General features: G+C 57.8%; 14 protein-coding genes, 1 pseudogene and 1 CRISPR repeat array. Of the genes and pseudogenes, 9 read left to right on the top strand and 6 right to left on the bottom strand.

Going from position 1 to position 26,447, the window contains the following annotated elements:
• Positions 1–183 precede the first annotated feature (183 nt).
• The 3 genes from KBY97_RS00440 to KBY97_RS00450 are packed head-to-tail and all read left to right on the top strand — an operon-like array spanning position 184 to position 3,052.
• Positions 184–1,347 (top strand): NAD(P) transhydrogenase subunit alpha, encoded by a 1,164-nt coding sequence (locus KBY97_RS00440; protein WP_255144675.1) that lies wholly within the window; start codon positions 184–186, stop codon positions 1,345–1,347.
• The gene (locus KBY97_RS00445) at positions 1,344–1,640 is read left to right on the top strand and encodes an NAD(P) transhydrogenase subunit alpha (protein WP_255144676.1); all 297 of its coding nucleotides are present in this window, start codon (positions 1,344–1,346) and stop codon (positions 1,638–1,640) included. The genes KBY97_RS00440 and KBY97_RS00445 overlap by 4 nt, the downstream gene beginning before the upstream one ends.
• Positions 1,640–3,052 (top strand): NAD(P)(+) transhydrogenase (Re/Si-specific) subunit beta, encoded by a 1,413-nt coding sequence (locus KBY97_RS00450; protein WP_255144677.1) that lies wholly within the window; start codon positions 1,640–1,642, stop codon positions 3,050–3,052. The genes KBY97_RS00445 and KBY97_RS00450 overlap by 1 nt, the downstream gene beginning before the upstream one ends.
• Positions 3,053–3,100: 48 nt before the next feature.
• Here KBY97_RS00450 and KBY97_RS00455 read toward each other — a convergent pair whose 3' ends face one another.
• The 5 genes from KBY97_RS00455 to csx18 all read right to left on the bottom strand — a co-directional run bounded on the left by KBY97_RS00455 (position 3,101) and on the right by csx18 (position 16,468).
• Entirely contained in the window at positions 3,101–4,162 is a 1,062-nt protein-coding gene (locus KBY97_RS00455; protein WP_255144678.1) for a hypothetical protein, read from the bottom strand.
• Complete coding sequence (locus KBY97_RS00460) at positions 4,162–5,394, bottom strand: hypothetical protein (RefSeq protein WP_255144679.1); 1,233 nt, start codon at positions 5,392–5,394, stop codon at positions 4,162–4,164. Before KBY97_RS00460 ends, KBY97_RS00455 begins: the two co-directional genes overlap by 1 nt.
• Before the next feature lie 236 nt (positions 5,395–5,630).
• A CRISPR array of direct repeats spans positions 5,631–14,726; the repeat unit is 36 nt; unit sequence GTTTCCAATTAAGTGGTGTCACCAGCGAGTGGTGAC.
• A gap of 180 nt (positions 14,727–14,906) precedes the next feature.
• On the bottom strand, positions 14,907–15,194 hold the full coding sequence (gene cas2, locus KBY97_RS00465) for a CRISPR-associated endonuclease Cas2 (RefSeq protein WP_255144680.1): 288 nt from the start codon (positions 15,192–15,194) through the stop codon (positions 14,907–14,909).
• A 3-nt stretch (positions 15,195–15,197) separates the two neighbouring features.
• Positions 15,198–16,190: a CRISPR-associated endonuclease Cas1 gene (cas1, locus tag KBY97_RS00470; protein WP_255144682.1), complete on the bottom strand. Its 993-nt coding sequence runs from the start codon at positions 16,188–16,190 to the stop codon at positions 15,198–15,200.
• Positions 16,190–16,468, bottom strand: coding sequence for a CRISPR-associated protein Csx18 (gene csx18, locus KBY97_RS00475; protein ID WP_255144683.1), 279 nt, complete (start codon positions 16,466–16,468; stop codon positions 16,190–16,192). The genes cas1 and csx18 overlap by 1 nt, the downstream gene beginning before the upstream one ends.
• A gap of 232 nt (positions 16,469–16,700) precedes the next feature.
• Between csx18 and KBY97_RS00480 the strand changes: the two genes are divergently transcribed.
• The 4 genes from KBY97_RS00480 (at position 16,701) to KBY97_RS00495 (ending at position 22,725) form a co-directional block, all read left to right on the top strand.
• Positions 16,701–18,389 carry a Cas10/Cmr2 second palm domain-containing protein gene (locus tag KBY97_RS00480; protein ID WP_255144684.1) on the top strand — a complete coding sequence of 563 codons (1,689 nt, stop codon included), beginning with the start codon at positions 16,701–16,703 and terminating at the stop codon, positions 18,387–18,389.
• Positions 18,390–19,590: 1,201 nt separating this feature from the next.
• On the top strand, positions 19,591–20,475 hold the full coding sequence (locus KBY97_RS00485) for an RAMP superfamily CRISPR-associated protein (protein WP_255144686.1): 885 nt from the start codon (positions 19,591–19,593) through the stop codon (positions 20,473–20,475).
• Positions 20,475–20,873, top strand: a complete 399-nt coding sequence (locus tag KBY97_RS00490; protein WP_255144687.1) for a hypothetical protein — start codon at positions 20,475–20,477, stop codon at positions 20,871–20,873. The genes KBY97_RS00485 and KBY97_RS00490 overlap by 1 nt, the downstream gene beginning before the upstream one ends.
• Before the next feature lies 1 nt (position 20,874).
• The gene (locus KBY97_RS00495; protein ID WP_255144688.1) at positions 20,875–22,725 is read left to right on the top strand and encodes an RAMP superfamily CRISPR-associated protein; all 1,851 of its coding nucleotides are present in this window, start codon (positions 20,875–20,877) and stop codon (positions 22,723–22,725) included.
• 57 nt (positions 22,726–22,782) lie between these two features.
• Here KBY97_RS00495 and KBY97_RS00500 read toward each other — a convergent pair whose 3' ends face one another.
• On the bottom strand, positions 22,783–23,823 hold the full coding sequence (locus tag KBY97_RS00500) for a toll/interleukin-1 receptor domain-containing protein (protein ID WP_255144689.1): 1,041 nt from the start codon (positions 23,821–23,823) through the stop codon (positions 22,783–22,785).
• 217 nt (positions 23,824–24,040) lie between these two features.
• Between KBY97_RS00500 and istA the strand changes: the two are divergent.
• Positions 24,041–25,117: pseudogene (istA, locus tag KBY97_RS00505) on the top strand (IS21 family transposase); the annotation flags it as partial.
• 376 nt (positions 25,118–25,493) lie between these two features.
• Positions 25,494–26,291 carry an IS21-like element helper ATPase IstB gene (gene istB, locus KBY97_RS00510; RefSeq protein ID WP_255144690.1) on the top strand — a complete coding sequence of 266 codons (798 nt, stop codon included), beginning with the start codon at positions 25,494–25,496 and terminating at the stop codon, positions 26,289–26,291.
• Positions 26,292–26,447 lie beyond the last annotated feature (156 nt).

The raw sequence follows: 26,447 nt of genomic DNA on the forward strand, positions 1-26,447 counted from the left end.
ACCCACTGGATTTAGGGAGCCGATCGCGGCGCGGATGTGCGGGCCGCTACGGATTGCCGTGGCACGCACGCTTGCCAACAACGGCAGGAACGCATGTGGTGGCATGAACACACGGACCGGCCCCGCTGGCTCCCGGCGGACCTCCTGCTCTTTACATGGTTAACCGTGTGGAGGGAGTGAAACGTGATCAGGGTCTGGATCCCGGCGGAGAGGAGCCCCAGCGAACGACGGGTGGCCGCAACGCCGGACACCACCCGCCGCCTTGGGGACAAGGGCTGCGCGGTGGCGATCGAGAGTGGCGCCGGCCAGCAGGCGGGCTACGGCGACGACAGCTTCGCGGCCAGCGGCGCGGAGATCCTGCCCGCCGGCGCCGCCGAGGGCTGGGAGCAGGCCGATGTGGTGCTCACGGTGGCGCCACCGCGGCTGGAAGCCGATGGCGGCCCCGGCCACGTGGAGCGTCTGCGGGCCGGCAGCCTGCTGATGGGCCTGCTGGAGCCCTATCAGAACCGACCCTTGATCGAGCGGCTCTCCAGCCAGGGCGTCTCGGCGCTGGCGCTGGAGCTGCTGCCCCGCATCAGCCGGGCCCAGACGATGGATGCCCTCTCCTCGCAGGCCAACATCGCCGGCTACAAGGCGGTGCTGCTGGCCGCGGCAGAGCTGGATCGCTTCTTCCCGATGCTGATGACCGCCGCCGGCACGGTGCAACCGGCCAAGGTGGTGGTGCTCGGCGCCGGCGTGGCCGGCCTGCAGGCGGTGGCCACGGCCCGCCGCCTCGGCGCGGTGGTGAAGGTGAGCGATGTGCGGCCTGCCGCCAAGGAGCAGGTGGAATCACTCGGCGCCCGCTTCATCGATCCGCCCGAACGTGATGCCCCCGGTGAGGCCGGCGGCTATGCCCGTGAGGCCGGCCTGGCGTTCCTTGAAGCGCAGCGCCAGCAGCTGGCGGTGCACCTGGCTGAAGCCGATGCCGTGATCACCACGGCGCTGGTGCCGGGCCGTCCGGCACCGCTGCTGATCACGGAGCAGATGCTCGCTGTGATGCGGCCGGGTTCGGTGGTGGTGGATCTGGCGGTGGGCCAGGGCGGCAATGTGGCCGGCAGCCAGGCCGACACCACCGTCGACATCGGCGGGGTGCGGGTGATCGGCGCCGGCCAGTTGCCGGCCTCGGTGCCGCAGCACGCCAGTGCGCTGTATGCACGCAATGTGTCGGCACTGCTGGAGCAGCTGCTGATCGACGACCTGCTCACCATTACCCCGGAGGACCCCCTGCTGGACCCCTGCCTGATCACCCACGCCGGCACCTGCCGTCGCCTCGATCTCTGGCCGGCGCTGGTGGAGGTGGCGGCATGAGCGGCGCTCTCAGCGGCACCGAAGCGCTCTGGGTGCTGGTGCTCGGCAGCCTGCTTGGGCTGGAACTGATCGGCAAGGTGCCCCCCACCCTGCACACCCCGTTGATGTCCGGCGCCAACGCCATCAGCGGCATCACCCTGCTGGCGGCCCTGGTGCTGATCGCCGAGGCGCCCACGCCGGCCCTGCGCCTGGTGGGCGCCACCGCCCTGGGCTTTGCCCTGTTCAACGTGGTCGGGGGCTTTCTCGTCACCGACCGGATGCTGGCCATGTTCAAACGCAAGGGATCGAACTGATGGGAGAACTGACGCTCGAACTCGGGGCCGTGCTGCTGCTGGCCCTCGGCCTGAAGGGCCTGGCCAAGATCCGCACGGCACGGGCGGCCAATGGCCTGGCGGCCCTGGCGCTGCTGCTGGCGGTGGTGGGTCTGCTGCTGCAACAGGGACTGGATGGCTGGCCGTGGATGCTGCTGGGCCTGGGGGTGGGCGGCGGCCTCGGCGCGCTGCTCGCCTTCAAGGTGGCGATGACCGCCATGCCGGAAACCGTGGCCCTGTTCAACGGCTGCGGTGGTCTGTCGTCGTTGCTGGTGGCGATTGGTGCGGCCCAGCTGCCCACGCCGCTCAACCTGCTGGGTCAGGTGTCGGTGCTGGCATCGGTGCTGGTGGGCTCGATCACCTTCAGCGGTTCGCTGGTGGCGATGGGCAAGCTGCAGGAATGGCTGGGCACTCCCGGCTGGACCCAGAAACCCCAGCGCCACGCAATCAACAATACCCTGGCGGTGGCCACGCTGGTGTGCTGCGGCCTGGTGCTCAAAGGCATGGCGGTGGCCCTGATTCCGCTCACGGTGCTGTCGTTGCTGCTGGGCGTGGGCCTCACCCTGCCGGTGGGCGGCGCCGACATGCCGGTGGTGATCTCGCTGCTGAATTCCTATTCCGGTGTGGCGGCGGCGGCGGCCGGCTTCGTGGTGGGCAGCGAGCTGCTGATCGTGGCGGGCGCCATGGTGGGCGCCGCGGGCCTGATCCTCACCCAGGTGATGTGCACGGCGATGAACCGTTCGCTCACGTCTGTGTTGTTCGGCGGTGCCATGGGGGCAGCGCCTGCTGGCGGCGCCGATGGTGCCAAGGAGGAGGGCTACAAGAACGTCACCTCCTGCAGCGCGGAGGAATGCGCGCTCACGCTGGAGGCGGCCGAACGGGTGGTGTTCGTGCCGGGCTACGGCCTGGCGGTGGCCCAGGCGCAGCACAGCCTCAAGGAGCTGGCCAAGTTGCTGGAGCAGCAGGGCATCGCGGTGAGCTACGCGATTCACCCGGTGGCCGGCCGCATGCCGGGCCACATGAATGTGCTGCTGGCCGAGGCCGATGTGCCCTACGACCAGCTGATCGAGATGGACACTATCAACCCGGAATTCCCCCGCACCGATGTGGTGATCGTGCTCGGCGCCAACGATGTGGTGAACCCCCGCGCCAAGAGCGATCCCTCCAGCCCCCTCTACGGCATGCCCGTGCTCGAGGTGGATCAGGCCCGCTCGGTGTTCGTTGTGAAACGCAGCCTCGGCTCCGGCTACGCCGGCATCCGCAACGACCTGTTCGAACTCCCCCAGACCTCGATGGTGTTCGGCGACGCCAAACAGGTGCTCCAGACCCTGCTGCAGGAACTGCGGGCCCTCGGCGTGGGCAAGGTGCCGGCGGGGGCTGGGGCGGGGCGCTGAGGCCTGCAGCTGCAGGGCGCTGAAGCCTTCATCCGCAGGCCGCTCGTGTCATACCAGGATCGGTGGAGCAGCTGGGAGCGCAGTTGCCTCCTGGCCTGTTCCTCCGCGCCAGAGGCCAACCACGCTCTGAAGCACCTGCACAAGGGTGAGCGCGAGCGGGGCGAGGATCTGCACCTCGCCGCGTGACATTAGCGCCATCCGCAGACGCCAGTCGAGCCTGCGCGCCCGTCGCAGTTGCCGCCGGATCATCGCCTGAAGGGGAGCGTGCAGCTCGGTCCCGAAGCTGTTCAGCAGGTCGGCCAGGTGACGCCGGCAGTGGCGCAGCTGAATGGCTACCCCGGCGATGCTCACCTGGCTGGGCGCGACTGGCGCGTCGATGGGCAGCAACGGATCCTGCAGCTTGCCGAGCAGCTGATCCTGCAGCTTGTCCAGCAGCTCCTGACTGGAAGCCAGGGCACTCTCCAGGGCGCCGGTTTCGTTGCCACGCAGGGCGTGGGGCACCTGATGCAGCGCCGTGATTCTGGCGTTCAGGGCGGGGTGATCGCATCGGCCGCTGCGCCGGATCTCCTGCACGGTGCGCAGCAGGGCCAGGCGCATCGGATCGCCGGGGCTGGCGCTGACCCCCAGCGCCGGCATGGGTTTACCCAGCATCAGCTCCATGCCGGTGGCCGCCTCGTGCTGCAGATCGCTCAGCTCCGGATCCACGGCCAGGGTGTCCACGGTGCGGCGCATCGGTTCGGCGGGCGCTGGGGGGGTGCTGATCAGGTTGTTGACCGTGATCACAGGCCCGCTGGCTGAGGCCGTGGCCACCGGTGGATCGAATGCCTGTGGCGCCATCGGCAGGGCAGGCGCGGACGGGGGCAGGTCTGGCGGTGCAGGGGAAAGCAGACGGTCAGCGTCCGCGGCGGCGAGGGCTGGGGCGGGAGCTGCCAGAGGCTCGTGGGGATCAGGCTGCAGATCGGCGGCCTCCTGGGCGTTTGCCTCCAGGAAGCTGCAAAGACGCTGCTCCAGCGCGGGGTGAAGGCTGCAGCCAGTGCGCTCCACGTGATGGACGTAGCGCAGCAACAGCCCACGCCGCTGGTGCTGGCGTTGCTCAAGGTTCAGTGCCATCACCAGGGCCTCCCGCCGTTGTCGGTGTCGCCAGCAGCCGCATCGTTGTCGTAGGCCTTGAGCTGCTCCGCCAGCCAGCGGTCCCGTTCCTGGCGCACATCGTCGCTCCAGGAGAGCGCCACTCCGGGGCGGCGGGAGTGGGCGATCACCAGGGCGCACACAACGGTGCTGGTGATCAGCGAGAAGGAGAGCACGTAGATCGACAGCCCCATGGCGGCCCATTGCCCGCGGCTGAGCATGGTGAAGAAGTTCTCGATGCCCACCGTCACCAGCTGCACCGGCGAGCGGAACGTGCCATCGGGCTCAAAGGTGGCCGCAAAGCGTTCGGGAAAGCTGGTCTGCAGAAAGCGCTGATCGTTCCCGAAGCGCAGACGTTTCTGCTCGCTTCTCTCCAGCAGTTCACGCTCGGCGGCCACACGCTGGCGCTGGGCATCCTCGAGCAGCTTAAGCTCCACGCAGATGGGACGCTGCCCGCTGCGGGTGGTGCGGCTCCAATCGGTGCGCCGCTGGCTCCATTCGCCGTAGAGCTCCACCTGAAGGCTCATCCAGCGCGGATCGCCATAGGCCAGGCGGGAGAGGGTGGCCTGGCCGGAGCGGCACTGCTCCTTCACCGCAGCGGTGCCCGCCTCAGGGGCCTCCAGGCGCTTGAGCTGGCGGCGCTGGTCGTCGAGGACAGCGTTCACGATCTTGGAGGCCTGAAGCTGCTCCAGCTGGGTGCGGTTCTGGAGCACCTCCACGCCAAGGCCGGTGCCGAATGATTTCAGCAGGCTGAGCGGCACGAGCCCGAACAGGATCGCCACCAGTGCCACGCGGTGGTTGCCTTTGCGACCCCGCGCCACGGTGGTGCAGATGTCCTTGTCGAACTTGAACAGCAGGCCGGTGAGCAGGGAGGCAGTGATCCAGCCGAGCAGATTGCCGGCCCCGCAGGCAAACAGGAAGAGGCTGAAGTTACCGGCGCCATCGATCCAGTTGCTGGCGGTCACGCCACTCGCCACCAGCTGCGAATCCTTGTGGGTGGCGGCAGTCACATAGGCGGTGCCGTGAAAGTCTGCAGGGGACGCCACCATCAGTCCACGAATCCGGCCGGCGAGCTGGCGCCAGATTGGCCGCGGGGCCGCATGGCGTTGATCCGCCTTCAGATGCTGAAGGTCTGGATGGTGTTCCACCCAGTCGAGCAGTGTTTCCGGCGAGGTGAGGGGATGATCGGGAGGAGGCGATGCCGAAGCAGCCATGGGAGCGAAAACGGCGATGTGCCCATGGTGGGGGTGTCGCTGGTGATCAGTGCTCTCGCTGGTGCGAACGACCGGATTTCGGATCGCGGGGTACTGCCTAGCTGACGCCAGCAGATGAGAGTGCAAGTGTGGTGGGTTAGGGGTGCAGCTGGGGTGGTCTGAGTTATCGGTTAAGTGGTGTCACCAGCGAGTAGTGACAAGTGGAAGACTTGTCTACGAGCTCGGTTAAACCTGGGGTTTCCAATTAAGTGATGTCACCAGCGAGTGGTGACCGGTTACTGGCATGTCTGACAGCTGCTTCAACTGCCCCCTGTTTCAAATTAAGTGGTGTCACCAGCGAGTGGTGACATAAGCGAGTACCGGAACACCCCGGACGTGGCGACCTGGAAGGTTTCCAATTAAGTGACCTTTTGACATCAGGCGAGGCGCCAAGTACGTAGACAGGCTTGGTTTCCAATTAAGTGGTGTCACGAGCGAGTGGTGACACATGACGGAGGAAGATGGCTCGTCCATCCTCGGAGGTTTCCAATTAAGTGGTGTCACCAGCGAGTGGTGACACTTCTAACCCTACTCCCCAAAACCTTCTTTCCTGTTTCCAATTAAGTGGTGTCACCAGCGAGTGGTGACCCAATGAAACACTCAGCCAAGATCATGATCAAGACCACTGGTTTCCAATTAAGTGGTGTCACCAGCGTGTGGTGACATTACACAGGAGCAACATGGCTTACAACAACACCATGGTTCCAATTAAGTGGTGTCACCAGCGAGTGGTGACTACGGAGAGGGGGCCAAGACTACCTACTCATCGGCAGTAGTTTCCAATTAAGTGGTGTCACCAGCGAGTGGTGACCGAACTGGCTGAGTTCTGGGTTCGTTTGTGGGTTTCCGAGTTTCCAATTAAGTGGTGTCACCAGCGAGTGGTGACCTGCCCAAGAGCGTCTCGAATCCGTCCGGGGGCTGGCGCCAGCGTTTCCAATTAAGTGGTGTCACCAGCGAGTGGTGACCTGGTAAACCACCAGCACTGCAACAAGCACATGATCGTCAACGTTTCCAATTAAGTGGTGTCACCAGCGAGTGGTGACAGATTCTTCAGGAGATCAATCAATCAGATCATGGAAAGGAGTTTCCAATTAAGTGGTGTCACCAGCGAGTGGTGACGCTCCAATCAAACGATTGGGGACGCGTTGCGTCCCTCCGCGCTGTTTCCAATTAAGTGGTGTCACCAGCGAGTGGTGACCACAACACTGGCCCGGATTGAAAATGCTCCCAGCTCAGGTTTCCAATTAAGTGGTGTCACCAGCGAGTGGTGACCCCAAGGCCGAGGTTCCCAGCTGCCGTTCTGACGGGTTTCCAATTAAGTGGTGTCACCAGCGAGTGGTGACCGGAGGCGGAGGATGAGGCGGGCGACTGGTCTGGGTGTTTCCAATTAAGTGGTGTCACCAGCGAGTGGTGACAACTCCAGATGTACTGGGGGGCTGCTGCTGGTCTGCAGGTTTCCAATTAAGTGGTGTCACCAGCGAGTGGTGACCCTCTCAGGATGGAACCACCGTAAGGTGGAAGGCCACGTTTCCAATTAAGTGGTGTCACCAGCGAGTGGTGACCCAAGGCAGCCTTTCGGCTGCGGTGGTCCATCCAGTACGTGTTTCCAATTAAGTGGTGTCACCAGCGAGTGGTGACGCTGATCTTTATTAAACTCCGCATCCGAAGATGCGAAGGTTTCCAATTAAGTGGTGTCACCAGCGAGTGGTGACATTGGATAAGAATCATCCTGATTATCTCAAGAATCTGTTTCCAATTAAGTGGTGTCACCAGCGAGTGGTGACCAGTTGATCGTGAGCCTGCTGCAGAGTTGCTCGCACAAGGTTTCCAATTAAGTGGTGTCACCAGCGAGTGGTGACACAAGAAGTTTGCTGCTCGGGCGTACAGCCTACTGACGACTGGTTTCCAATTAAGTGGTGTCACCAGCGAGTGGTGACCAAGAACCAGACCTTGGCGTGAGCGCGTGATGTTGCTAAGTTTCCAATTAAGTGGTGTCACCAGCGAGTGGTGACCTCTTTAAGCCTCAGGAGGGCGTTTACGCCTTCAACGGTTTCCAATTAAGTGGTGTCACCAGCGAGTGGTGACGTCACAAGCTGGAGATTGGTCTGAACACTGCCGTTTACAAGTTTCCAATTAAGTGGTGTCACCAGCGAGTGGTGACGCCGGTGAGGCGGGGGAGCGGCCGGTGGAGCGGTTAGTTTCCAATTAAGTGGTGTCACCAGCGAGTGGTGACACCTGCACCGCCTCAGGACTATGACCACCACTACACAAGTTTCCAATTAAGTGGTGGCACCAGCGAGTGGTGACTACAAGATCATGGTCTATTGTTTTTGGGTGGACACCATGTTTCCAATTAAGTGGTGTCACCAGCGAGTGGTGACCCTCCGGAGAGGGGGCAAGGATTAAAGATCAGCCACAGGTTTCCAATTAAGTGGTGTCACCAGCGAGTGGTGACACGAGCCCCGGTAACTAACCGTACAAATCAACCCCCGTTTCCAATTAAGTGGTGTCACCAGCGAGTGGTGACCCTCCTTGTGTATCGGGAGTAGGATACCCAATACAAAAGGAGTTTCCAATTAAGTGGTGTCACCAGCGAGTGGTGACTTGGTACCCAGTGGTCCTCCAGGAAGGCCTGGAATCTCTTGTTTCCAATTAAGTGGTGTCACCAGCGAGTGGTGACCCTTCAGCGGGTAGGCTCCGCGTTGTTCAAGAACCATGTGTTTCCAATTAAGTGGTGTCACCAGCGAGTGGTGACCATGACCAGCAACATCGTCTTCGGCGAGGTCTCATCGTTTCCAATTAAGTGGTGTCACCAGCGAGTCGTGACCACTCTGTGTAGCATTAGAGATTGGCTTATCTAAATCTGCAGTTTCCAATTAAGTGGTGTCACCAGCGAGTGGTGACGAGACGGCATCAGCGCAGCGCAGGCGCGACCAAGAAAAGAGTTTCCAATTAAGTGGTGTCACCAGCGAGTGGTGACCCAGAAAGGAAATGGCTGCGATCCGGCTAACGCTGTGTTTCCAATTAAGTGGTGTCACCAGCGAGTGGTGACCGGTCTGCCTCCTCCGGCAGAATGGCGTCGTGGACCAAAAGGTGTTTCCAATTAAGTGGTGTCACCAGCGAGTGGTGACAGTGGCGAAACTGAAGAGTTTACCTATAAAAGCAGGGTTTCCAATTAAGTGGTGTCACCAGCGAGTGGTGACTTTGCGACAGAAACGGAACACTTCATCCCCACTATGGAAGGTTTCCAATTAAGTGGTGTCACCAGCGAGTGGTGACACGCGGAAAAGCGAGTCTGGCTGCTCGCAAGAGCGCGTGGTTTCCAATTAAGTGGTGTCACCAGCGAGTGGTGACACACCAACGACTGCCGCCGAACTCCTCGACTACTGGGTTTCCAATTAAGTGGTGTCACCAGCGAGTGGTGACTACTCCTCTGAATACGAAATCGTTGTTTGTGACTGAGTTTCCAATTAAGTGGTGTCACCAGCGAGTGGTGACGCCTTGATGAGGCGCTTCGTCGTAATGCGGCACGTGACAGTTTCCAATTAAGTGGTGTCACCAGCGAGTGGTGACCTTACTTCCACCTGCAATCTGGCGCCGCTCACGTGGGTTTCCAATTAAGTGGTGTCACCAGCGAGTGGTGACAAGGATACCTTAAGGATATTCTCAGGAAATTTTAATTGATTGTTTCCAATTAAGTGGTGTCACCAGCGAGTGGTGACAATCACCGCGATGGGCTGTGTCCTGCCACCACGACCAGTTTCCAATTAAGTGGTGTCACCAGCGAGTGGTGACACACGCTACAGCAGCTACAGGAGAATATCCTCCTAGAAAGTTTCCAATTAAGTGGTGTCACCAGCGAGTGGTGACAGTTGCTACGCCCGGCAGTCCTATGCCTCGTGCGAGCCGGTTTCCAATTAAGTGGTGTCACCAGCGAGTGGTGACGTGCTTGCGCTTGTTGTCTGCGTCTCGGGAGACGCAGATTTCCAATTAGGTGGTGTCACCAGCGAGTGGTGACTAGACACCTATAGAACTGTCCACCCACCCAGCATTGCCCTGTTTCCAATTAAGTGGTGTCACCAGCGAGTGGTGACACCTCATTCAGACGCAGTCTCAGCAACTCACGGTCCAGTTTCCAATTAAGTGGTGTCACCAGCGAGTGGTGACGGGATAGGCTCCGCACTGTCATAGTCGCATGACTTTCGAGTTTCCAATTAAGTGGTGTCACCAGCGAGTGGTGACCTAGTTAGAATGCATTTCTAACACGGCTTCTCATTGCCGTTTCCAATTAAGTGGTGTCACCAGCGAGTGGTGACAAGGAGAAAGCATGAATCGTATTCTTGCAATCTCGGCCGGTTTCCAATTAAGTGGTGTCACCAGCGAGTGGTGACGAGTTTTTCAGCTAAGGGGTGACCCTACACCTTAGCTGGTTTCCAATTAAGTGGTGTCACCAGCGAGTGGTGACCGTTCAGCCCTTTGGTGGGTAACCGCTGGGTTCGCGTTTCCAATTAAGTGGTGTCACCAGCGAGTGGTGACTTGAACTGCGAAACGATGAGCTTTCTCTTAGGTAGTCACTAGTTTCCAATTAAGTGGTGTCACAAGCGAGTGGTGACTATCCCGTCAGAGCCATGACCGAACTCACGGTCGACAAGTTTCCAATTAAGTGGTGTCACCAGCGAGTGGTGACCGGCGACCAGTGGGATGACGGCTGGTTGTCGTCCTATGAGTTTCCAATTAAGTGGTGTCACCAGCGAGTGGTGACATGGGCTTCTTCATTTTTTCGAAGAGTTATACCCCCGGGTTTCCAATTAAGTGGTGTCACCAGCGAGTGGTGACCACAAGCCCAGACGGCTTTACGTGGACGTTCATCACGCCGTTTCCAATTAAGTGGTGTCACCAGCGAGTGGTGACCCAAGAACGAGATGTTCTTCTCCGGCCCCATCGTTCCCAGGTTTCCAATTAAGTGGTGTCACCAGCGAGTGGTGACCTGAGTTACCAAAACAGTGGAATGGTGGGGGGGACTTGTGTTTCCAATTAAGTGGTGTCACCAGCGAGTGGTGACCTCTGCGTTTCTAGACTGATTAGATGAAAGTTTTGAACAGTTTCCAATTAAGTGGTGTCACCAGCGAGTGGTGACCATGCACTTGTCTCTACCGAGAAAGGCCACGCCGCGTTTCCAGTTAAGTGGTGTCACCAGCGAGTGGTGACTGCCCTTCATCAAAGCAAAGGAAAGTTTGATCTGTACTGTTTCCAATTAAGTGGTGTCACCAGCGAGTGGTGACTCGTGTTAAACTCTTCTTTCAGCGAGGTCAGGCAGAGGTTTCCAATTAAGTGGTGTCACCAGCGAGTGGTGACCCCTGGGCAGTGGGCCCGATAACAGTACCCCGCCGATGAGTTTCCAATTAAGTGGTGTCACCAGCGAGTGGTGACTCACCGTGCAGTACTTCCCTGCGCGTCCCGCTGATCACGAGTTTCCAATTAAGTGGTGTCACCAGCGAGTGGTGACGATTGGCCAAGCTCACGATTGACCACCTGAAGGAATACAGGTTTCCAATTAAGTGGTGTCACCAGCGAGTGGTGACAAGTGACGGCGGTGATCTTGTGGAAGCCGTTGATAGTTTCCAATTAAGTGGTGTCACCAGCGAGTGGTGACGCGATGCGTGGAACACTTGCCATCCCCAGCGCCATGTTTCCAATTAAGTGGTGTCACCAGCGAGTGGTGACACTGATGCATATCATACATCATACGACCAGTATCACCCGTTTCCAATTAAGTGGTGTCACCAGCGAGTGGTGACACGATGAACAGAACACCTTTGTACCTACCATTAGGGGTAGTTTCCAATTAAGTGGTGTCACCAGCGAGTGGTGACGGTAACTGGTCCCCAGACACGCTCGACGCCATTGCAGAGGTTTCCAATTAAGTGGTGTCACCAGCGAGTGGTGACGGCCCCCGTGGAGCTGATTGAGCAGCTGCTTAACGAACCGTTTCCAATTAAGTGGTGTCACCAGCGAGTGGTGACACGAGGGGATCCGGCCAGGGCTGGGCCTGACGCGGCAAGTTTCCAATTAAGTGGTGTCACCAGCGAGTGGTGACTCGCACAAGCTCCGGTACCACAATGGAACTCTTGGGAGGAAAGTTTCCAATTAAGTGGTGTCACCAGCGAGTGGTGACTCGAGCCTTACTAGCTCCTGCGGACATAAGCACCCGCGTTTCCAATTAAGTGGTGTCACCAGCGAGTGGTGACACGTCTGTCCCTGCAAACCAAGCGTCTACGCCAGCTGTTTCCAATTAAGTGGTGTCACCAGCGAGTGGTGACTTCGTTTGAGGCTCACGTCTCCCTGAAGCTGGAGAAGGCGTTTCCAATTAAGTGGTGTCACCAGCGAGTGGTGACCTTGGAGATGATCATCGAGGAGCGTGTGGTTGACGGCAAGTTTCCAATTAAGTGGTGTCACCAGCGAGTGGTGACAAAGGTAATGGTAGTGTTTTAAACGTATGTAACTCAAGTTTCCAATTAAGTGGTGTCACCAGCGAGTGGTGACAAGAGTTCTGCAGCATTGACAGCGGCATCCACCGCAGTTTCCAATTAAGTGGTGTCACCAGCGAGTGGTGACAGCTTGAACGCAGCATCATTGGCGAGCTGAGCTTCGGCGTTTCCAATTAAGTGGTGTCACCAGCGAGTGGTGACTGAGCCTGCAGTCGCAGAACGTTCTGAACACCGTGCACTCGTTTCCAATTAAGTGGTGTCACCAGCGAGTGGTGACGCCTTTTACTACACCACGGACGAAGGAACTCTCAGGGTTTCCAATTAAGTGGTGTCACCAGCGAGTGGTGACGCCTCACCCTTGGTAAGGAATACCCTACCTGTGGGCTGGTTTCCAATTAAGTGGTGTCACCAGCGAGTGGTGACAGTGTATCGCCTTGATTACTCGTACTCGAAGAAAGTCGTTTCCAATTAAGTGGTGTCACCAGCGAGTGGTGACCTTGCTCTTCTTTGTTTGTGAAAACCAGTTTCTCCAAGAGTTTCCAATTAAGTGGTGTCACCAGCGAGTGGTGACCAAAGGAGGTACAGTAGTAGTCTCTTACAACGGACATAATGTTTCCAATTAAGTGGTGTCACCAGCGAGTGGTGACGGTCTTCGAAGGCCCTGATGCGCCCTCGATAGCCCTGTTTCCAATTAAGTGGTGTCACCAGCGAGTGGTGACCGGAAGAGTGGGACACGGGATGCACGGCTGTGCTCCCGTTTCCAATTAAGTGGTGTCACCAGCGAGTGGTGACTCTTGGTTCCTCACGAAGCGCTTGAGTCCAAGCTTGCCGTTTCCAATTAAGTGGTGTCACCAGCGAGTGGTGACCATTCAGGCAAGACGGAAAGCGCGTCGGCCGCGATGTTTCCAATTAAGTGGTGTCACCAGCGAGTGGTGACCTATCTTGTATGATCACAGGTTAGATAGGTTTTATGCGACAGGTTTCCAATTAAGTGGTGTCACCAGCGAGTGGTGACACGAGGCTTACAGGTTTCAGGTTTTACAGTTGTCTGGGTTTCCAATTAAGTGGTGTCACCAGCGAGTGGTGACGCAGGATTTACGCTGTTAAGTGTCAATGATGGCGGTGTTTCCAATTAAGTGGTGTCACCAGCGAGTGGTGACAAAGAAACCCGCACCGTTCGCCAGATTGTCACCGAAGGTTTCCAATTAAGTGGTGTCACCAGCGAGTGGTGACGCGCTGGCCGTTGCCGAACAGGAAGCTGAGCGTCTGACGGGTTTCCAATTAAGTGGTGTCACCAGCGAGTGGTGACACTTTGGCAGCAACTGTGCCCAAGTGATACCGAAACAGTTTCCAATTAAGTGGTGTCACAGCGAGTGGTGACGCGTTTTTGATCAGCTTCCCCACCGAGTTTCGAGAGAAGGTTTCCAATTAAGTGGTGTCACCAGCGAGTGGTGACCCTTGCTCCCGGAGCCAATCCCGGGGTTGATGGCATAGTTTCCAATTAAGTGGTGTCACCAGCGAGTGGTGACCAGCGCCGTCCTGTTTCCGCAACAGCACTCCTCCCGAGGGTTTCCAATTAAGTGGTGTCACCAGCGAGTGGTGACGCTGAGTAAGGGTGAACATTTTCTCGACTTCTTCCTGTTTCCAATTAAGTGGTGTCACCAGCGAGTGGTGACTGGAGGCTATCCTAAGCGTTGATGAATCATGGGTCAGGGTAGTTTCCAATTAAGTGGTGTCACCAGCGAGTGGTGACTTCAAGAACATGACCAACCAAAAGCTGGCTCCATTTCAAGTTTCCAATTAAGTGGTGTCACCAGCGAGTGGTGACCTAGGACTTTAAGGAGGCCTATGGCCCACACGACCGGGTTTCCAATTAAGTGGTGTCACCAGCGAGTGGTGACATGGCAGTAGAGTACACAAGACGCTTCCACTCACAGCCAAGTTTCCAATTAAGTGGTGTCACCAGCGAGTGGTGACCGGTGGAGCCGGCCAGGCGCGGGCCGGGGATCACGTCCAGTTTCCAATTAAGTGGTGTCACCAGCGAGTGGTGACCTTCAAGCACATGGTCCGCTACACCTTCATGGTTGCATTGGTTTCCAATTAAGTGGTGTCACCAGCGAGTGGTGACCGCGTGCATGGACTTCTAGCAGGGCCAAACCCCCTGCTGGGTTTCCAATTAAGTGGTGTCACCAGCGAGTGGTGACCCGTCGCTATCCCTCCCCGGCCTAAAGCCCGGGGTTTGTTTCCAATTAAGTGGTGTCACCAGCGAGTGGTGACCAGCTTCTACCGGTCTTGCGGCTCGCCAGCCCACCTGGCGTTTCCAATTAAGTGGTGTCACCAGCGAGTGGTGACATCAAAGTTGCGTTGCTTGATGGCGTCGCGAATTAGCGGTTTCCAATTAAGTGGTGTCACCAGCGAGTGGTGACCGGCTGCTGAGCGTGCAGCTTGCATGGACTGATCTTAGTTGTTTCCAATTAAGTGGTGTCACCAGCGAGTGGTGACCCCCGCCTTCTGCTGATCTCAGCTGCCCATCCAACAGTTTCCAATTAAGTGGTGTCACCAGCGAGTGGTGACCCAGGTATGTTTCATACCAAATGTGAGCATCCTCAAGGGAATGTTTCCAATTAAGTGGTGTCACCAGCGAGTGGTGACCGAACGTGTTGTTAGTCAGGTGGCTCGCGAAGTAGTACCTGGTTTCCAATTAAGTGGTGTCACCAGCGAGTGGTGACACCGCACGCTTGGGCGTACGATACGATTCCAATACCTAAGGTTTCCAATTAAGTGGTGTCACCAGCGAGTGGTGACCCCGTGGCCCTAAAGAGCCTTGCGGTGCAAGCGATCCGGAGGCCGTTTGCGCGCAACTCAACTATGGACCCCCGTGGGACCATGCGCAAGGGTGTGGTAAACGCTGAGATCCGTTGCGCTGCAAAGCAGCGCGCAGCTTCACGGAAACACTGGGGTCTGGCGGATTCGGGTGCTGCGCGCTCAGATCACCGGATCGCTCCACTCAGCGGTGGCAACGGGTCTGCCGAGATGGCCGGTTCGCGCGCAGCTCGCTGCCGGCAACGGCCAGAGGCGCACGCTGTCGGCGTCGTGCTGGATCAGCCGGGCCAGCCGCTGCTTCAGCAGGCCTGCTTCCTCGGGCCGCAGTCGGCACTCGAACACGCTCCACTGCACGCGCACGCCATGGCCTTCCAGCAGCTTGGCCAGCTTTCGCCGCCGCTTGTTGCTGGGGCTGTCGTAAGCGATCACCCAGAGCTGTTCTCTTTCCATGGGTTAGCGCCGCTGCGGCACCATCAATCCATCACTGGGCGCATACACGAACCGCACAAAGGCGCGCACCAATCCATCCAGCAGCTCCCAGCGCGGCCCCAGCTGCCCGTCCGGCAGGGTCACGGTTTCCGCCATGGACGTAGACCAGCTGTTGAGCCACAGCCGGCGGCTGCTTTCGTCAAGAAAGAGGCCACCATCGCGGGCAACGAAGCCCTGATCGGCGCGGATGCGGCGCGTGCGGATCAGCCACACGTTCAGCGGATCCACCAACAAGGTGCGCAAGGGCTCGATCAGATCCGACACCAAGGCCGCATGGCGTGCCGAACCCACATGCAGCACCCCTTCATAGGGGTCGAGTCCCTGCAGTTCGATGCGGGTGAGCAGTCCATTCCAGAGCACCGCATAGCCAAAGCCGCACAGGGCGTCGAAGGGAGTGGTGGGTGGTCTGCGGTGCCGGCCCAGAAAGGCGAAGCCATCCCCTTCCAGCAATCTGCCCAGTGCCGCGAAGTATTCAGAGGCAGCGTTGCCTTCCAGCCCCCGCAGCCGATCGGCCGATCGCGCCTTTCGCACCTGATCTCGGTGCCAGCTCAGCCGCTCGATCGCACTCGCCACCAGCTCCCGTCGGTCGCGGCGGGTGAGCCGCAACAACAGCACCCTGCCATTGGCGATCTTCCCCGCGATCAAGCTGGTGGCCGCTGCCAGGCGATCCGCCTCCCCCAACATCAACTGATGGCGGCCTCGATGTCGATAGCCACCTTCCACGGGTTGCAAGCGGCCGTAGCACCAGCCGTGGCGGCTCAGAAATGCGACCAGGATGCCTCGTTGCAAGCAAGCACGCATCAGTGGAGTGCTGAGCTGCAGGTTGCCCATCACCAGGATCTGATCCAGCAGAGGCAGCTGCACCCGCTGGTGTTCTTCACCGCCGCTTCGCACCACCAACTGCTCACCATCAAGGCCAGCGCTGCCATAGGAACGCAACAGATAGAGGCTGCGCATCAGCGCTTCGGCAGGCGCCGGCTGCCCGGCAGAAGGCTCCTGGAGCGGGAGGCCGCCGCCATCCCATCAAATCGAGCAGACCCTTCCAGCCACTGCTGCAACACACGGCCCACCATTCCGCAGCAGAAGGTGCTGGCGGTGATCAGCAGCGTGAGCGTGATCACACTCGCCAGGCCGAGCGGCGCGATCAGTAGCACAACCAAGGCGATCGCGCCATTCACCAAACTGATCAATCCTTGAATAACAAGGGCAAGGCGACGGGTGGGAGGCAACAACATCGTGCCTGGTTCGGCAATGGACAGCATCCAGCCTGCAGGCCCCGTTGCTGTAGCACAGGTTTTTCATGCGAACAACCGAAACCAGTTGATTTGTCAGGCTCGCTGGCGGATTTTGGAACTTCGCATGAAATTCTCTGCAGGATCGGAAGGAATCGCTTAGAACCCTCTGAGTCGAACAAGGCCGTTGCCTTCCCTCCCTGAGCCCACAGCTCAGCCAGCTGTCGCCGCCTCGGTGTTCACCGTTGTCACCTTTGCTCCGGTGCAAGGCTTCATCAGCTCCTCGCGCAAGTTGCGGGATCTGTATGGAAGCTCCCTGCTGCTGTCCTTCCTCGCCAAGGCGATTGTGGATGATGCGAAGCAGCGAGGATTGCTGGTCATCAGTCCTGCAGTGGTGAGCACGTCGAGAGGTACACCCAACACGCTGGTCATTAGTGGCAACTACAAGAAGGGATATGGAGTGGATGCACTAGAGCAAGCCTGGGGCGGTGTGCTAGATGCCACGAGGAAATGGCTAGTTACTCATTGCCCACCTCCACAATTCAACTATTCATGGGATGCGGCTTGGAAGCTGTGGCACAAGAACGCTTGGGAGATGTTCCATGCCCAAGGTGAAACAGTTGAAGCCGCGCGGCGCAGGCTGGCGATACGAAAGAACGAACGTGCATGGACAGCCATCAACTGGACGGGAGAGAGTTCCACTCTTGGAGGCGCAGATGCGATTTGTAGGCCGTCGATGAGCGCAAACATTCCACCCTGGAAGTTGGATTCTGAAGAGGTTGGGAAGGAAGTGCAGGAGTTTATGGGGGCGATCAACCAGATGTTGGGAGGTGCGTTCTGCGCCACTCGAATTGATGGATCATCAAGTGAAGAGCTTTCCCTGCCTGAGTTGGTGAAACGCCTGGTCACGTACAAAGACGTTGCCAAAGAGGCCTTTCGTTCACCCTTAATCACAGGGAGTAACCAAAGCGATGAGAAGACTGGTGATCTCCTCCCTCAGCGCTTTGAAACCTTGGCGGGATCAGAAACCACCGCTTGGTTCATGGCGGATGGTGATGGCGTGGGCGCTTACTTACGCGAAATGCGTGGCACTGATCCGGCTGCTGAGCCGAAGGTGCTCCACCAGTTCAGTGCCACCATGCGCTCTTGGGCTGAGCAACTCTACAAAAAAGTGCCAGATCATATGGAGAACAAAGCCACCGTTATCTATGCAGGTGGAGACGATCTCCTTGGGGCCCTTCATGAATCAAAGCCAGGAGCTCAAGACCTCACACGCATCGATCTATTCAATTGGCTTGAGAACGTTTTCCCTGCTCTCTGGATTTTAAACAACAATGCAGCTTTGCCACTGAGCCCAGTTCACTCGAACGACTCCAACGGCCACGCTCCTGGCCTCACAATATCCATGGGATTGGTCTGGGCCCAAAGCAAGGTGCCGCAACGGGAGGCTCTGCAGCATTCGCGTGAAGCAGAGCAAAGTGCCAAATCACACGGAAGGAATCGGTTTACTCTTCGGCTCCTCTTTCGCGGTGACCAGCATCTTGAATGGGTTTGCCCTTGGTGGCTTCTTCCAAAGGTGAGGCTACACTACCGCGATAGGGAAAAGAATGAGGGTCACAATGCAAAATGGCGCCACCTCGCAGAGGATCTAGAACATCTTCTTCGCAGAGAATCCATTTCTCGAGAGCACGCTCCATGTGATGTCCGTTCTCCCCATAGCGAATCCATGGCCAAGGTGATGTGGAATGCATACTTCCCGCCAGTGAATGGAGAGGAGCTACCACCGCCAATCACCGTTCACTACGATGATCCCCGTCTCGCTCACAGCAGTATAGGCATGCCTCTCGCGCGTTGGATGTTGTCGATGGCCCAGGTAATGGCCTCACTCGAACAAGACAGAACGTGGCGGCTGGAGAACGCATGATGCCTGAAACCAACCTACCGTTTAGCTATCTGATCAGTTTGAAGCCTTTGGGCTTGTTGTATGCGAGCAGTGGCCGGTTCCTATCGGCTGAAAATCTGACTGGCAAAGCTGGAGAACACTTTCCCCCGGACAGCCCTGCCTTTGCCGGCCTGCTCGCTGCACATCTGCCAAAGGGGGATGTATGGCATCTCCATACGGCAGGTCCGTTCTGGCATCAGTTAACAGATCATTTGCTAGGTGGAGGCCAAGCTAGCCTCGATATTGATCTGATGGTGCCGGCTCCCCTAACCCTGCTCCAACGTCGAAGAAGCCATGCTGATCAACAGCGGGAAGTGGTGGAGAGGCTGATCTGGCATGAGGAATCGGAGCGGACAGGCTGGATAACAGCCAGTGGTAATGATCCACCGGACAAACCTCTGCGTGGGGGATGGATCCCGATCAGTTTGTGGGATCGCATCACAAGATTTGACAGCGTCAGTGAAAGCGGCCCACTCACAATCTGGGATGATCCGTGGAAGGCAGTGCCTCACCTGCATCCCAGGCTCCGGAACGATGAACGAGTGAGCGCACAGCAGGATGCACTCTTCCTTGAGTACGCCGTTGCCTTGGATCCTGCAGTTGCACTGGCGTATCTCAGTAGCCACAAAATTGATGACGGCGTCTACCGTTTTGGTGGTGAGGGGCATTTGGTGGAGATCTCCACCCATTCAGTGCCTAAACCACTGCAGGTGCTACTGGGGCATGATCACCTGGAATGTTTTTCCCTGATAACGCCTGGTGTATGGGGGACGAGCCGCCTATCGAAGCGTGAGCCGGAAGATCAAAGGCCAGCCCAGCAGCGGTTCGGAGAACCTGCGTTCCCGTTTCACAGCAAGAACCAAGGGCCTGGCATTCTGACGGAGCGGCCACGTTCTTGGCGCCATCACTTGGGACATGGCACTCCATCTACTGTGCACCCTGAAAAAAGAGCAGGGGTTCGCCGCCTATCGAGAGGTCGGTGGGCGATGGTCGCTGGGAGTTGTTACCATTTGCCATCTGGCCACAGCCTGAAGCCATGGGCTCAGTGGTCTGAGGACTGGTTTCCACGGGAAGGTTTCAGCTTTAAGCGGCTTGGAACTGGTCTTGCTTTGCCACTCCATCCAGAAGGTCCGTAAGCGCTACGAGGCTCCCTGCACAAATCCCCGAAGAAACAATCAACCCGATGAAATCCAGTTACGCTCGACGCTACGGCCTCATTCGAACCCTGGCTCCCTTGCATGTGGGGGCTTCAGCAGGCGAGGAAACAGGCAATCTCAATTTGATCTTTCGAGATGCCTACACACGCACTGGAATTATTCCCGGCAGCTCTGTGCGTGGCCGCTTCCGCGCAGAACTCAGGCAGGACGAAGACGCTTGCAACCTCTGGTACGGACAGGCCTCTTCGAAGCGAGGTTCAGAGGAAGGCGCCGCGGTGATCCTCAGTGAAGCCAGAGTTAAGTTTGAACATGCTTCACTTGTGTGGATCCCGGTGTTCAGCCCAGGGCAGCCCATTGTGTGGGTCAGCAGTCCGAGGCTGCTGAAGCGTTATGCAGAAGTCACAGGTCAGCAAGAGCTTCTTAAAGACATCCCGGAATCGTTTACCTGCAGCAGGGGTGTTGGCAGGTCCAATGCAAACGGTGAAAGCACAAGGCTTTTCTTCAACCTTGGCTTTATGACACTCACACCTTCTGACAACCTTACGCGCTGGCGTCTCCCCAATGTGAGTGAAGCAGATCTGCCCTCGAATCGTTTGGTGGTGGTAAGCGATGCATCGATCGGCTCAATTCACGACATGGCTCTCTATCGGCAAAGCCGTGTGAGACTGCAGGATACTCAGAAGCTTGCATCGAGGGGTGGCTTCTTTGGTTTTGAAGCCATACCTGAAGGTTCATTAATGGTGTTTCCGGTTGCTATTCGCCGAGGGTCTAGCTGGAAAACAAACGACTGGGCCCCGTTCGGTGTTGATGAAGAAACAAACCCATGCCAGGAGGCTGAGGTCTACTTTGGCGGTTTGGAAAGCGTGGGCTGTGGACGCTGCGAAGTCAAGTTGTCGATGGAGGTCAACTGATGTCCTGGACACCATTCAGCCTGGACCACCAAGCGCAATGGGCTGTGCTTCAAGCCCTACAAAGGGGCCGCGAGAGCCTTAAAGAGGCCTATAAGATGAGAACTACATGTGGCTACGGATTGGAGCGGTTCTGGGGAGAGCAGATTCGTGTTCGAACATCTTCTCAAAACGATGCAGACTTCTGGAAGGATGTGTGGCAAACACTAGTGATTCAACTTCAACAAGTGGATATTTACCTTGAACCTCAAGACAATGCATTGCACAACCATTCTGCTGAGGTAATGGCTCAGCACCTTTGGAGCCTTGAACCCGAAGAACAAGAAATTGCATTAAGCGTTCTTACTAGCCTTTGTGATGCAGTGGTTTGGTGGAAACAACGGCTTGACCCAGGTGCTTAGAATGACACGCACACGTAATTTAGATCATAGGTCAGAAGCCGACGAAGTCCCGATGGAGTATCGGGCTCAGGTCAATGGTCGTTGCACCCGTCAGTTTGCAAAGGCTCAACACGCTGAAACCTGGGTTCATGAATGGCTGGAAGGAGCGAGGGGAGATTCTCCTTTCGTCGATAGTCATCTCCGGGTGTTTGAGGTTTCTGTCGACTGGCGCTTAATCAGTAACAGTGGAGTCGACGACGGCTTCATTCGCCCTGTGATCGCGGCTGGGGGCTGGCCGGTGATTCCTGGCAGCAGCATCAAGGGATTATTTCGAAGGGCCTTTGACAATTGCTCTCCGGAAGAGAAGCGCCTTGGCCTTAAGAGGATGTTGCGCTGGTGCGGATCAAAATGCGCTAACACATCAGAACATTCTGATAAAGATCAGCAAGGCATCCTTCGCTTTCACGGAGCATGGCCCACGAGCGGTGCATGGCGAAAACGTCTCTTGGATGTGGCTCATCCCCAAGAAGCCTGGCAGCTTTGGCGAAATCCAGACAACAATGGAAAGATCAGTCACAATGCCAACGCAGTTGTAAGCCTTTACAAGCCAGTCCTCTGCATTGGGCTGAGTAGTTCAGACCCATCAATTAGCAAAGAAGAATGGCAGGAGGTGATGATAGCCCTACGAAGGGCACTTGAGCTGGGCCTCGGCGGACGTACTTGCGCAGCCTATGGATCCAGCCGCACTCTCACCAAGAATGTGATTTTTGAGTGCGGGCTTGAGGGCCAGGGCCCCCTTTCCACATTGTTGTCCTCAAGGACACCCGAATTCAGGCCCAATCTCTTCAGAGCTTCCATTCGTTCCATGGCCATGCGGCTGTTTGGTGGGTTGTGTGGGGACAATCAGGCACAGAACATTGTCGGTGAGATATTTGGATCAATTAAGAATACTAGCGGCGGAAGAAGCGGTCCAACACGTGGGCTTGTTGACTCAGTGTTTGCCGAGTACACAATTAATCAGGGAGTTGGTGGTACTGGCAGGATGGAGGCTCCAGTCTTTGCAGTTTCCGGATCACTACAATGGAGGTTGAATTCTTCCTCTCTTTCGCCGACCAAGAAAGAAGCGCTCGTAAACCTCTTGCGTTCTTTGCATGCCCTCACATTTACATTAGGTGGTTTTGGACGTGGTTGGCGCCGGCCAGACCACAGAATCTTCATGCCCAACTACTTCCTTAGATCTGACAAGCCCCCGATTGGTTGCCACTGGCAATGGCGTGATTCAAAACTTCTTCAATCCAATCCTTATTTGGCAGTTCAATCGGTGGATGATCTTCAATCCCTATTGGAAACTGCAAGAACGCATGCCAAGGAATGGATCGGGTCTCCACTGGGAACCCAAGTGGCTTCATGGAGAGAAGTCATTCATCCCGACTTCATGAGTGTTTGGGTCAGAAACTGCCAATCACAGCTCGATGCAAAAGCCATCCATTGGTTCCATCAGGCACCTCCAAGCGAGGTGCGTGATGGCTTCCTAGATCCCCGCATGCTCAAGAACACCTATTTATCTGGAAGGATCGAGGGAGATCGTCGGCATCGAATCCAGATGCTTCTGCAAGTTGGTCAAGTTTGGAATCGTATGCTTCCCAAGCTCAACTCCAAGACCTTGGAAGACTGGCAGACTACTCATCGTACTGGGGTGCAGCCAGGCCAGGCTCGTATTGAGCCGTGGAATGGCGGCTATCTTGAAATCTTTGTGCTCTTCAAAGATCGACATGGATCAAATCGGATTAGGGGCTATGAACCCCGGCATACGGAGGCACTTATGCACTGCATCAATGATAAAGAGAAGGAGTTTAGAGCTGTTCCGTTTTAGCCAAGCATTTTCCAATAATTATACTTGCATATTGACTTAGCATCCGCATGGCCGGCTTCATGCCTTGGATGAATGAAGAGGCTGCCAAACGCCGTGATCGCTGCAAAGGACATTGAAGTACGTACTTCCATACTCATATTGAAAGCAGCGAAAGGGAGCCATCCCACGCAAGCGACATCCAATTTCAAAGGCAAGAACTGCAGGGCATTCCAGATAGAGATCAACAGGCCTTCCTTTTATCCCAGGTGCTTCAAGAAGTCTTACAACTGAGCGTACAAGTTCATTCCAGATGCGTGGTGCAGTTACCGGAATCCGAAAGCTTTCTGATTCTTTTGGGACATGCCCCTTCAGCATGAGCACCCATGGTGGCAAACGCTCTTCTAGGCGATGTTGCACTACCTCCTGGATGGTGTCGCCTCTCGAGATTCGGCCAGTGCACTTACAAAAGAAGGCGAGGCTGGGGGGTAAGCAAAGATCAGCATCTTCCGGTGCTATCAGATAAGACATTGAATAGGCAGAAGGAGCGAAGGGCAGATAGCGGAATGTAGTGCCCTTAAGAGTGAAACTAGAATTGTTCGTAAGAGTGCTGGCTGCTCTGCCTACAGTCAGAGTTTCAGCATTGAGTAGATGGAGAAGGCCTGGCGACAAGGATGGATCTGAACCCAGGTCAATGATAAGCTTACCTATGGCGTCCTGATAGCTTACTTCAGCAAAAGTAAAATCAAGAATCTGGCGCTTTTGCCAAGTCTTCGGCAAGTAAACCAAAGCGCAGGTTCTAAGAATGAAGATAGGCCTGTTGAGCTTAATGGCAAGTTCAAACTCTTCTGCTACTGCAACCGAAGCCGCAGACTCTTCCGTTGCAATCACAATAAAGTGAGAGCAGGAGTTAATCGCCTGAGCAATCGAAGACTGCCAGTCTGGGTCATGAGAAGAGATATCGCTCTTATCGAGCCATGCTGACAGGCCTGCTCGCATCAGGTCATGTTGTAACTGCTGGGCAAGTGGGGAATTGGTGCGGTCATAGGAAATGAATACCACTTGATCATTTCCTGCATTATCAATCATGGCCGCTGGAGTGTCTTTGCTATCAGGAAGCATAGTTCCACTATTCCCTATGCCAGGAACATTGACACCTCTTCATGTGTCCAGCGCCATTCTTAGCGGGGTTCCCAATTCCAGAGTGCACGGCGACGATTAGGTAGGCGGGTCCGCGCAACTACATAGGCGGGTCTCAGGACGCGACAACAGGGCTCCGATTCCGGTCAGGAGCCCCGCGATGCCCGCCCCTCTGTCGTTGCGGATCAAGGAGCGGTACATGGCCAAACGTTCAGGCGGGCTCAGCCAGCAGATCGCCGCTGATGCGGTGGGGATCTCTGTGCGTAGTGCCCAGCGGATCGACCGTGGCGATCACCAACCCAGCGACCATCAGGCCCGCCACTGGCGCACCCGCGCCGACCCGCTCGCCGATGTATGGGACAGCGTCTTGGTGCCCATGCTCCAGAAGGCGCCGCAACTGGATCCGCAGACCCTGCTGCTCCACCTCGAGGAAATCCGGCCAGGACAGAAGTGGTACCGGCGTAAACGCACCCTGCAGCGGCGCGTGGAGCAGTGGCGGGCGCTGCACGGCCCGGCCCAGGACGTGATGTTCCTGCAGGAGCACCGCGCCGGGGTGCTGGGCCTCTCCGATTTCACGCTGCTCAAGGGCGCGCCGATCACGATCGGTGGGGAGGTGCTGGAGCACCGGCTGTTCCACTTCCGTCTGCCCTTTTCGAGCTGGTGCCATGTAGAGGTGATCCACGGCGGCGAGAGCTTTGTGGCGCTCTCCGAGGCACTGCAGAACGCCCTGGCCGCCTGCGGCAGTGTGCCGGCAGAGCACCGTACCGACAGCCTCAGCGCCTGCTATCGCAATCGCGATGGCAGCTACGCCAAGGACTTCACCAGCCGCTACCGCGAGCTCTGCGCCCACCTGGGCGTGGTGGCCACGCGCAACAACCGAGGGGTGGCCCACGAGAACGGCGCCATTGAGGGGCCCCATCGCCACTGGAAGCGGCGGCTGGAGCAGCAGCTGATCAAGCGCGGCAGCCGCGACTTCTCCAGTGAGGCGGAGTACCGCCAGCTGGTGGCCCAGGTCACAGCCAGCCTGAACACCAGGGCGAGCGTGCAGCAGAAGCTGGTGATCGAGCGGCTGCATCTGCGGCCGCTGCCGGTGGTGCGCTTTGCCGACTACGAGCCGCTGGTGGTGCGGGTGCGGAGCACCAGCACGATCGAGGTGCGCTCCATCACCTACAGCGTCCCTTCACGACTGATCGGCCACCAGCTGACGGTGCATCTGCGCCATGACCGGCTGGATCTGTTCCTGCGCAGTCAGTTCACCTTGACGATCCAGCGGCTGCACGCCCGCAAGGGGCACAAAGGACCGCTGCGGCGGATCGATTTCCGCCATGTGATCGAGAGCCTGCGCCGGAAACCCCGGGCGTTGCTGCGCGCCCAGCTGCAGGCCGACATCCTCCCCGGCGAGGCCTGGCATCAGCTCTGGCGTCGACTGCTGGGGGCGTTGACCCCGGATGAGGCCGCCAAGGTGATGGTCGACAGCCTGCATGTGGCGGCGAGCCGTGACGATCTCGATGGGGTGCAGCGCTACCTGGAACGCCAGCTCCGCAAGGGCGAACTGAGCCTCGATGGACTGCGCAGCCGCTACGGCCTCCGGCCGCCCAGGGGCCTTGCGGCCCTGCCCCAACTCGACATCCCCGAACATTCGCTGACCAGTTATGACGAACTCCTGGGTGGAGCCCCCCAGCCGGCCGGCGCTGGAGAGTGCTCTGCCGGCCCTGCTCAAGCAACTCAAGCTGGCCCAGTTCCGCAGCCAGTGGCAGGCAGCGGAGCAGCAGGCCAAGGCCGATGGCTGGAGCCCGGCCAGCTACCTGTATGTGCTGGCGGAGCAGGAGCACCAACAGCGCCACCAGACACGGCTGCGGCGGTTGCTGCATGAGGCCCAGCTGCCCTGGCCCAAAACCCTGGCCGACTACGCCTGGGAGGCGATCCCTGATCTCGATCGCCATCAGATCGAGCAGCTCGCCCACGACACCAGCTGGATTGACAGGGGCGAAAACCTGCTGCTATTCCGCCCCAGCGGCGTGGGCAAAACCCATCTGGCCTCGGGGATCTGCCGCAGCCTGATCGCCCTGGACCGCTCGGCACGGTTTTTCTCGGGCACGACGCTGGTGCAGCACCTCCAGCAGGCCAAAGCCGACTACGCCCTGGCCAAGGCGCTCACCAAGCTGGATCGCTACGCCCTGCTGGTGATCGATGACATCGGCTACGTGCGCAAGGACGAGGCTGAGACCTCGGTGCTGTTTGAGCTGGTCATGCACCGCTACGAGCGCAAATCCCTGCTGGTGACGAGCAACCAGCCGTTCAGCGAGTGGGAGAACGTCTTCTCCACCAGCGCCATGACCGTGGCGGCGGTTGACCGGCTGGTGGACCACAGCACGATCATTCAAATCAACGGCGAGAGCTACCGCCGCAAGCGGGCACGGCGTTCAGCCCCACCCCAGGCCGGTCGATAGCCAGTGATTTGGCGTCCTGACCGGGCGTCAATTACCCGCCAACGGCAGCTGCCTCACAACGCCGCCAGCCCCTGCCATGGCAGGGGCTGGGCTAGGCAACCCGCCTACGTAATTGCACAAAGCCGCCTACGTAGTTGACATCAGGCAGCCAGCTAT

The organism is Synechococcus sp. ATX 2A4 (assembly GCF_024346375.1).
In the GTDB taxonomy this organism is placed as follows: Bacteria; Cyanobacteriota; Cyanobacteriia; order PCC-6307; family Cyanobiaceae; genus MW101C3.

Coding starts and splice junctions, on each gene's coding strand:
- KBY97_RS00445 (WP_255144676.1), top strand. CDS start 1,344: ATGAGCGGCGCTCTCAGCGGCACCGAAGCGCTCTGGGTGCTGGTGCTC.
- KBY97_RS00450 (WP_255144677.1), top strand. CDS start 1,640: ATGGGAGAACTGACGCTCGAACTCGGGGCCGTGCTGCTGCTGGCCCTC.
- KBY97_RS00455 (WP_255144678.1), bottom strand. CDS start 4,162: ATGGCACTGAACCTTGAGCAACGCCAGCACCAGCGGCGTGGGCTGTTG.
- KBY97_RS00460 (WP_255144679.1), bottom strand. CDS start 5,394: ATGGCTGCTTCGGCATCGCCTCCTCCCGATCATCCCCTCACCTCGCCG.
- cas2 (WP_255144680.1), bottom strand. CDS start 15,194: ATGGAAAGAGAACAGCTCTGGGTGATCGCTTACGACAGCCCCAGCAAC.
- cas1 (WP_255144682.1), bottom strand. CDS start 16,190: ATGCGCAGCCTCTATCTGTTGCGTTCCTATGGCAGCGCTGGCCTTGAT.
- csx18 (WP_255144683.1), bottom strand. CDS start 16,468: ATGTTGTTGCCTCCCACCCGTCGCCTTGCCCTTGTTATTCAAGGATTG.
- KBY97_RS00485 (WP_255144686.1), top strand. CDS start 19,591: ATGAAATCCAGTTACGCTCGACGCTACGGCCTCATTCGAACCCTGGCT.
- KBY97_RS00490 (WP_255144687.1), top strand. CDS start 20,475: ATGTCCTGGACACCATTCAGCCTGGACCACCAAGCGCAATGGGCTGTG.
- KBY97_RS00495 (WP_255144688.1), top strand. CDS start 20,875: ATGACACGCACACGTAATTTAGATCATAGGTCAGAAGCCGACGAAGTC.
- KBY97_RS00500 (WP_255144689.1), bottom strand. CDS start 23,823: ATGCTTCCTGATAGCAAAGACACTCCAGCGGCCATGATTGATAATGCA.
- istB (WP_255144690.1), top strand. CDS start 25,494: ATGACGAACTCCTGGGTGGAGCCCCCCAGCCGGCCGGCGCTGGAGAGT.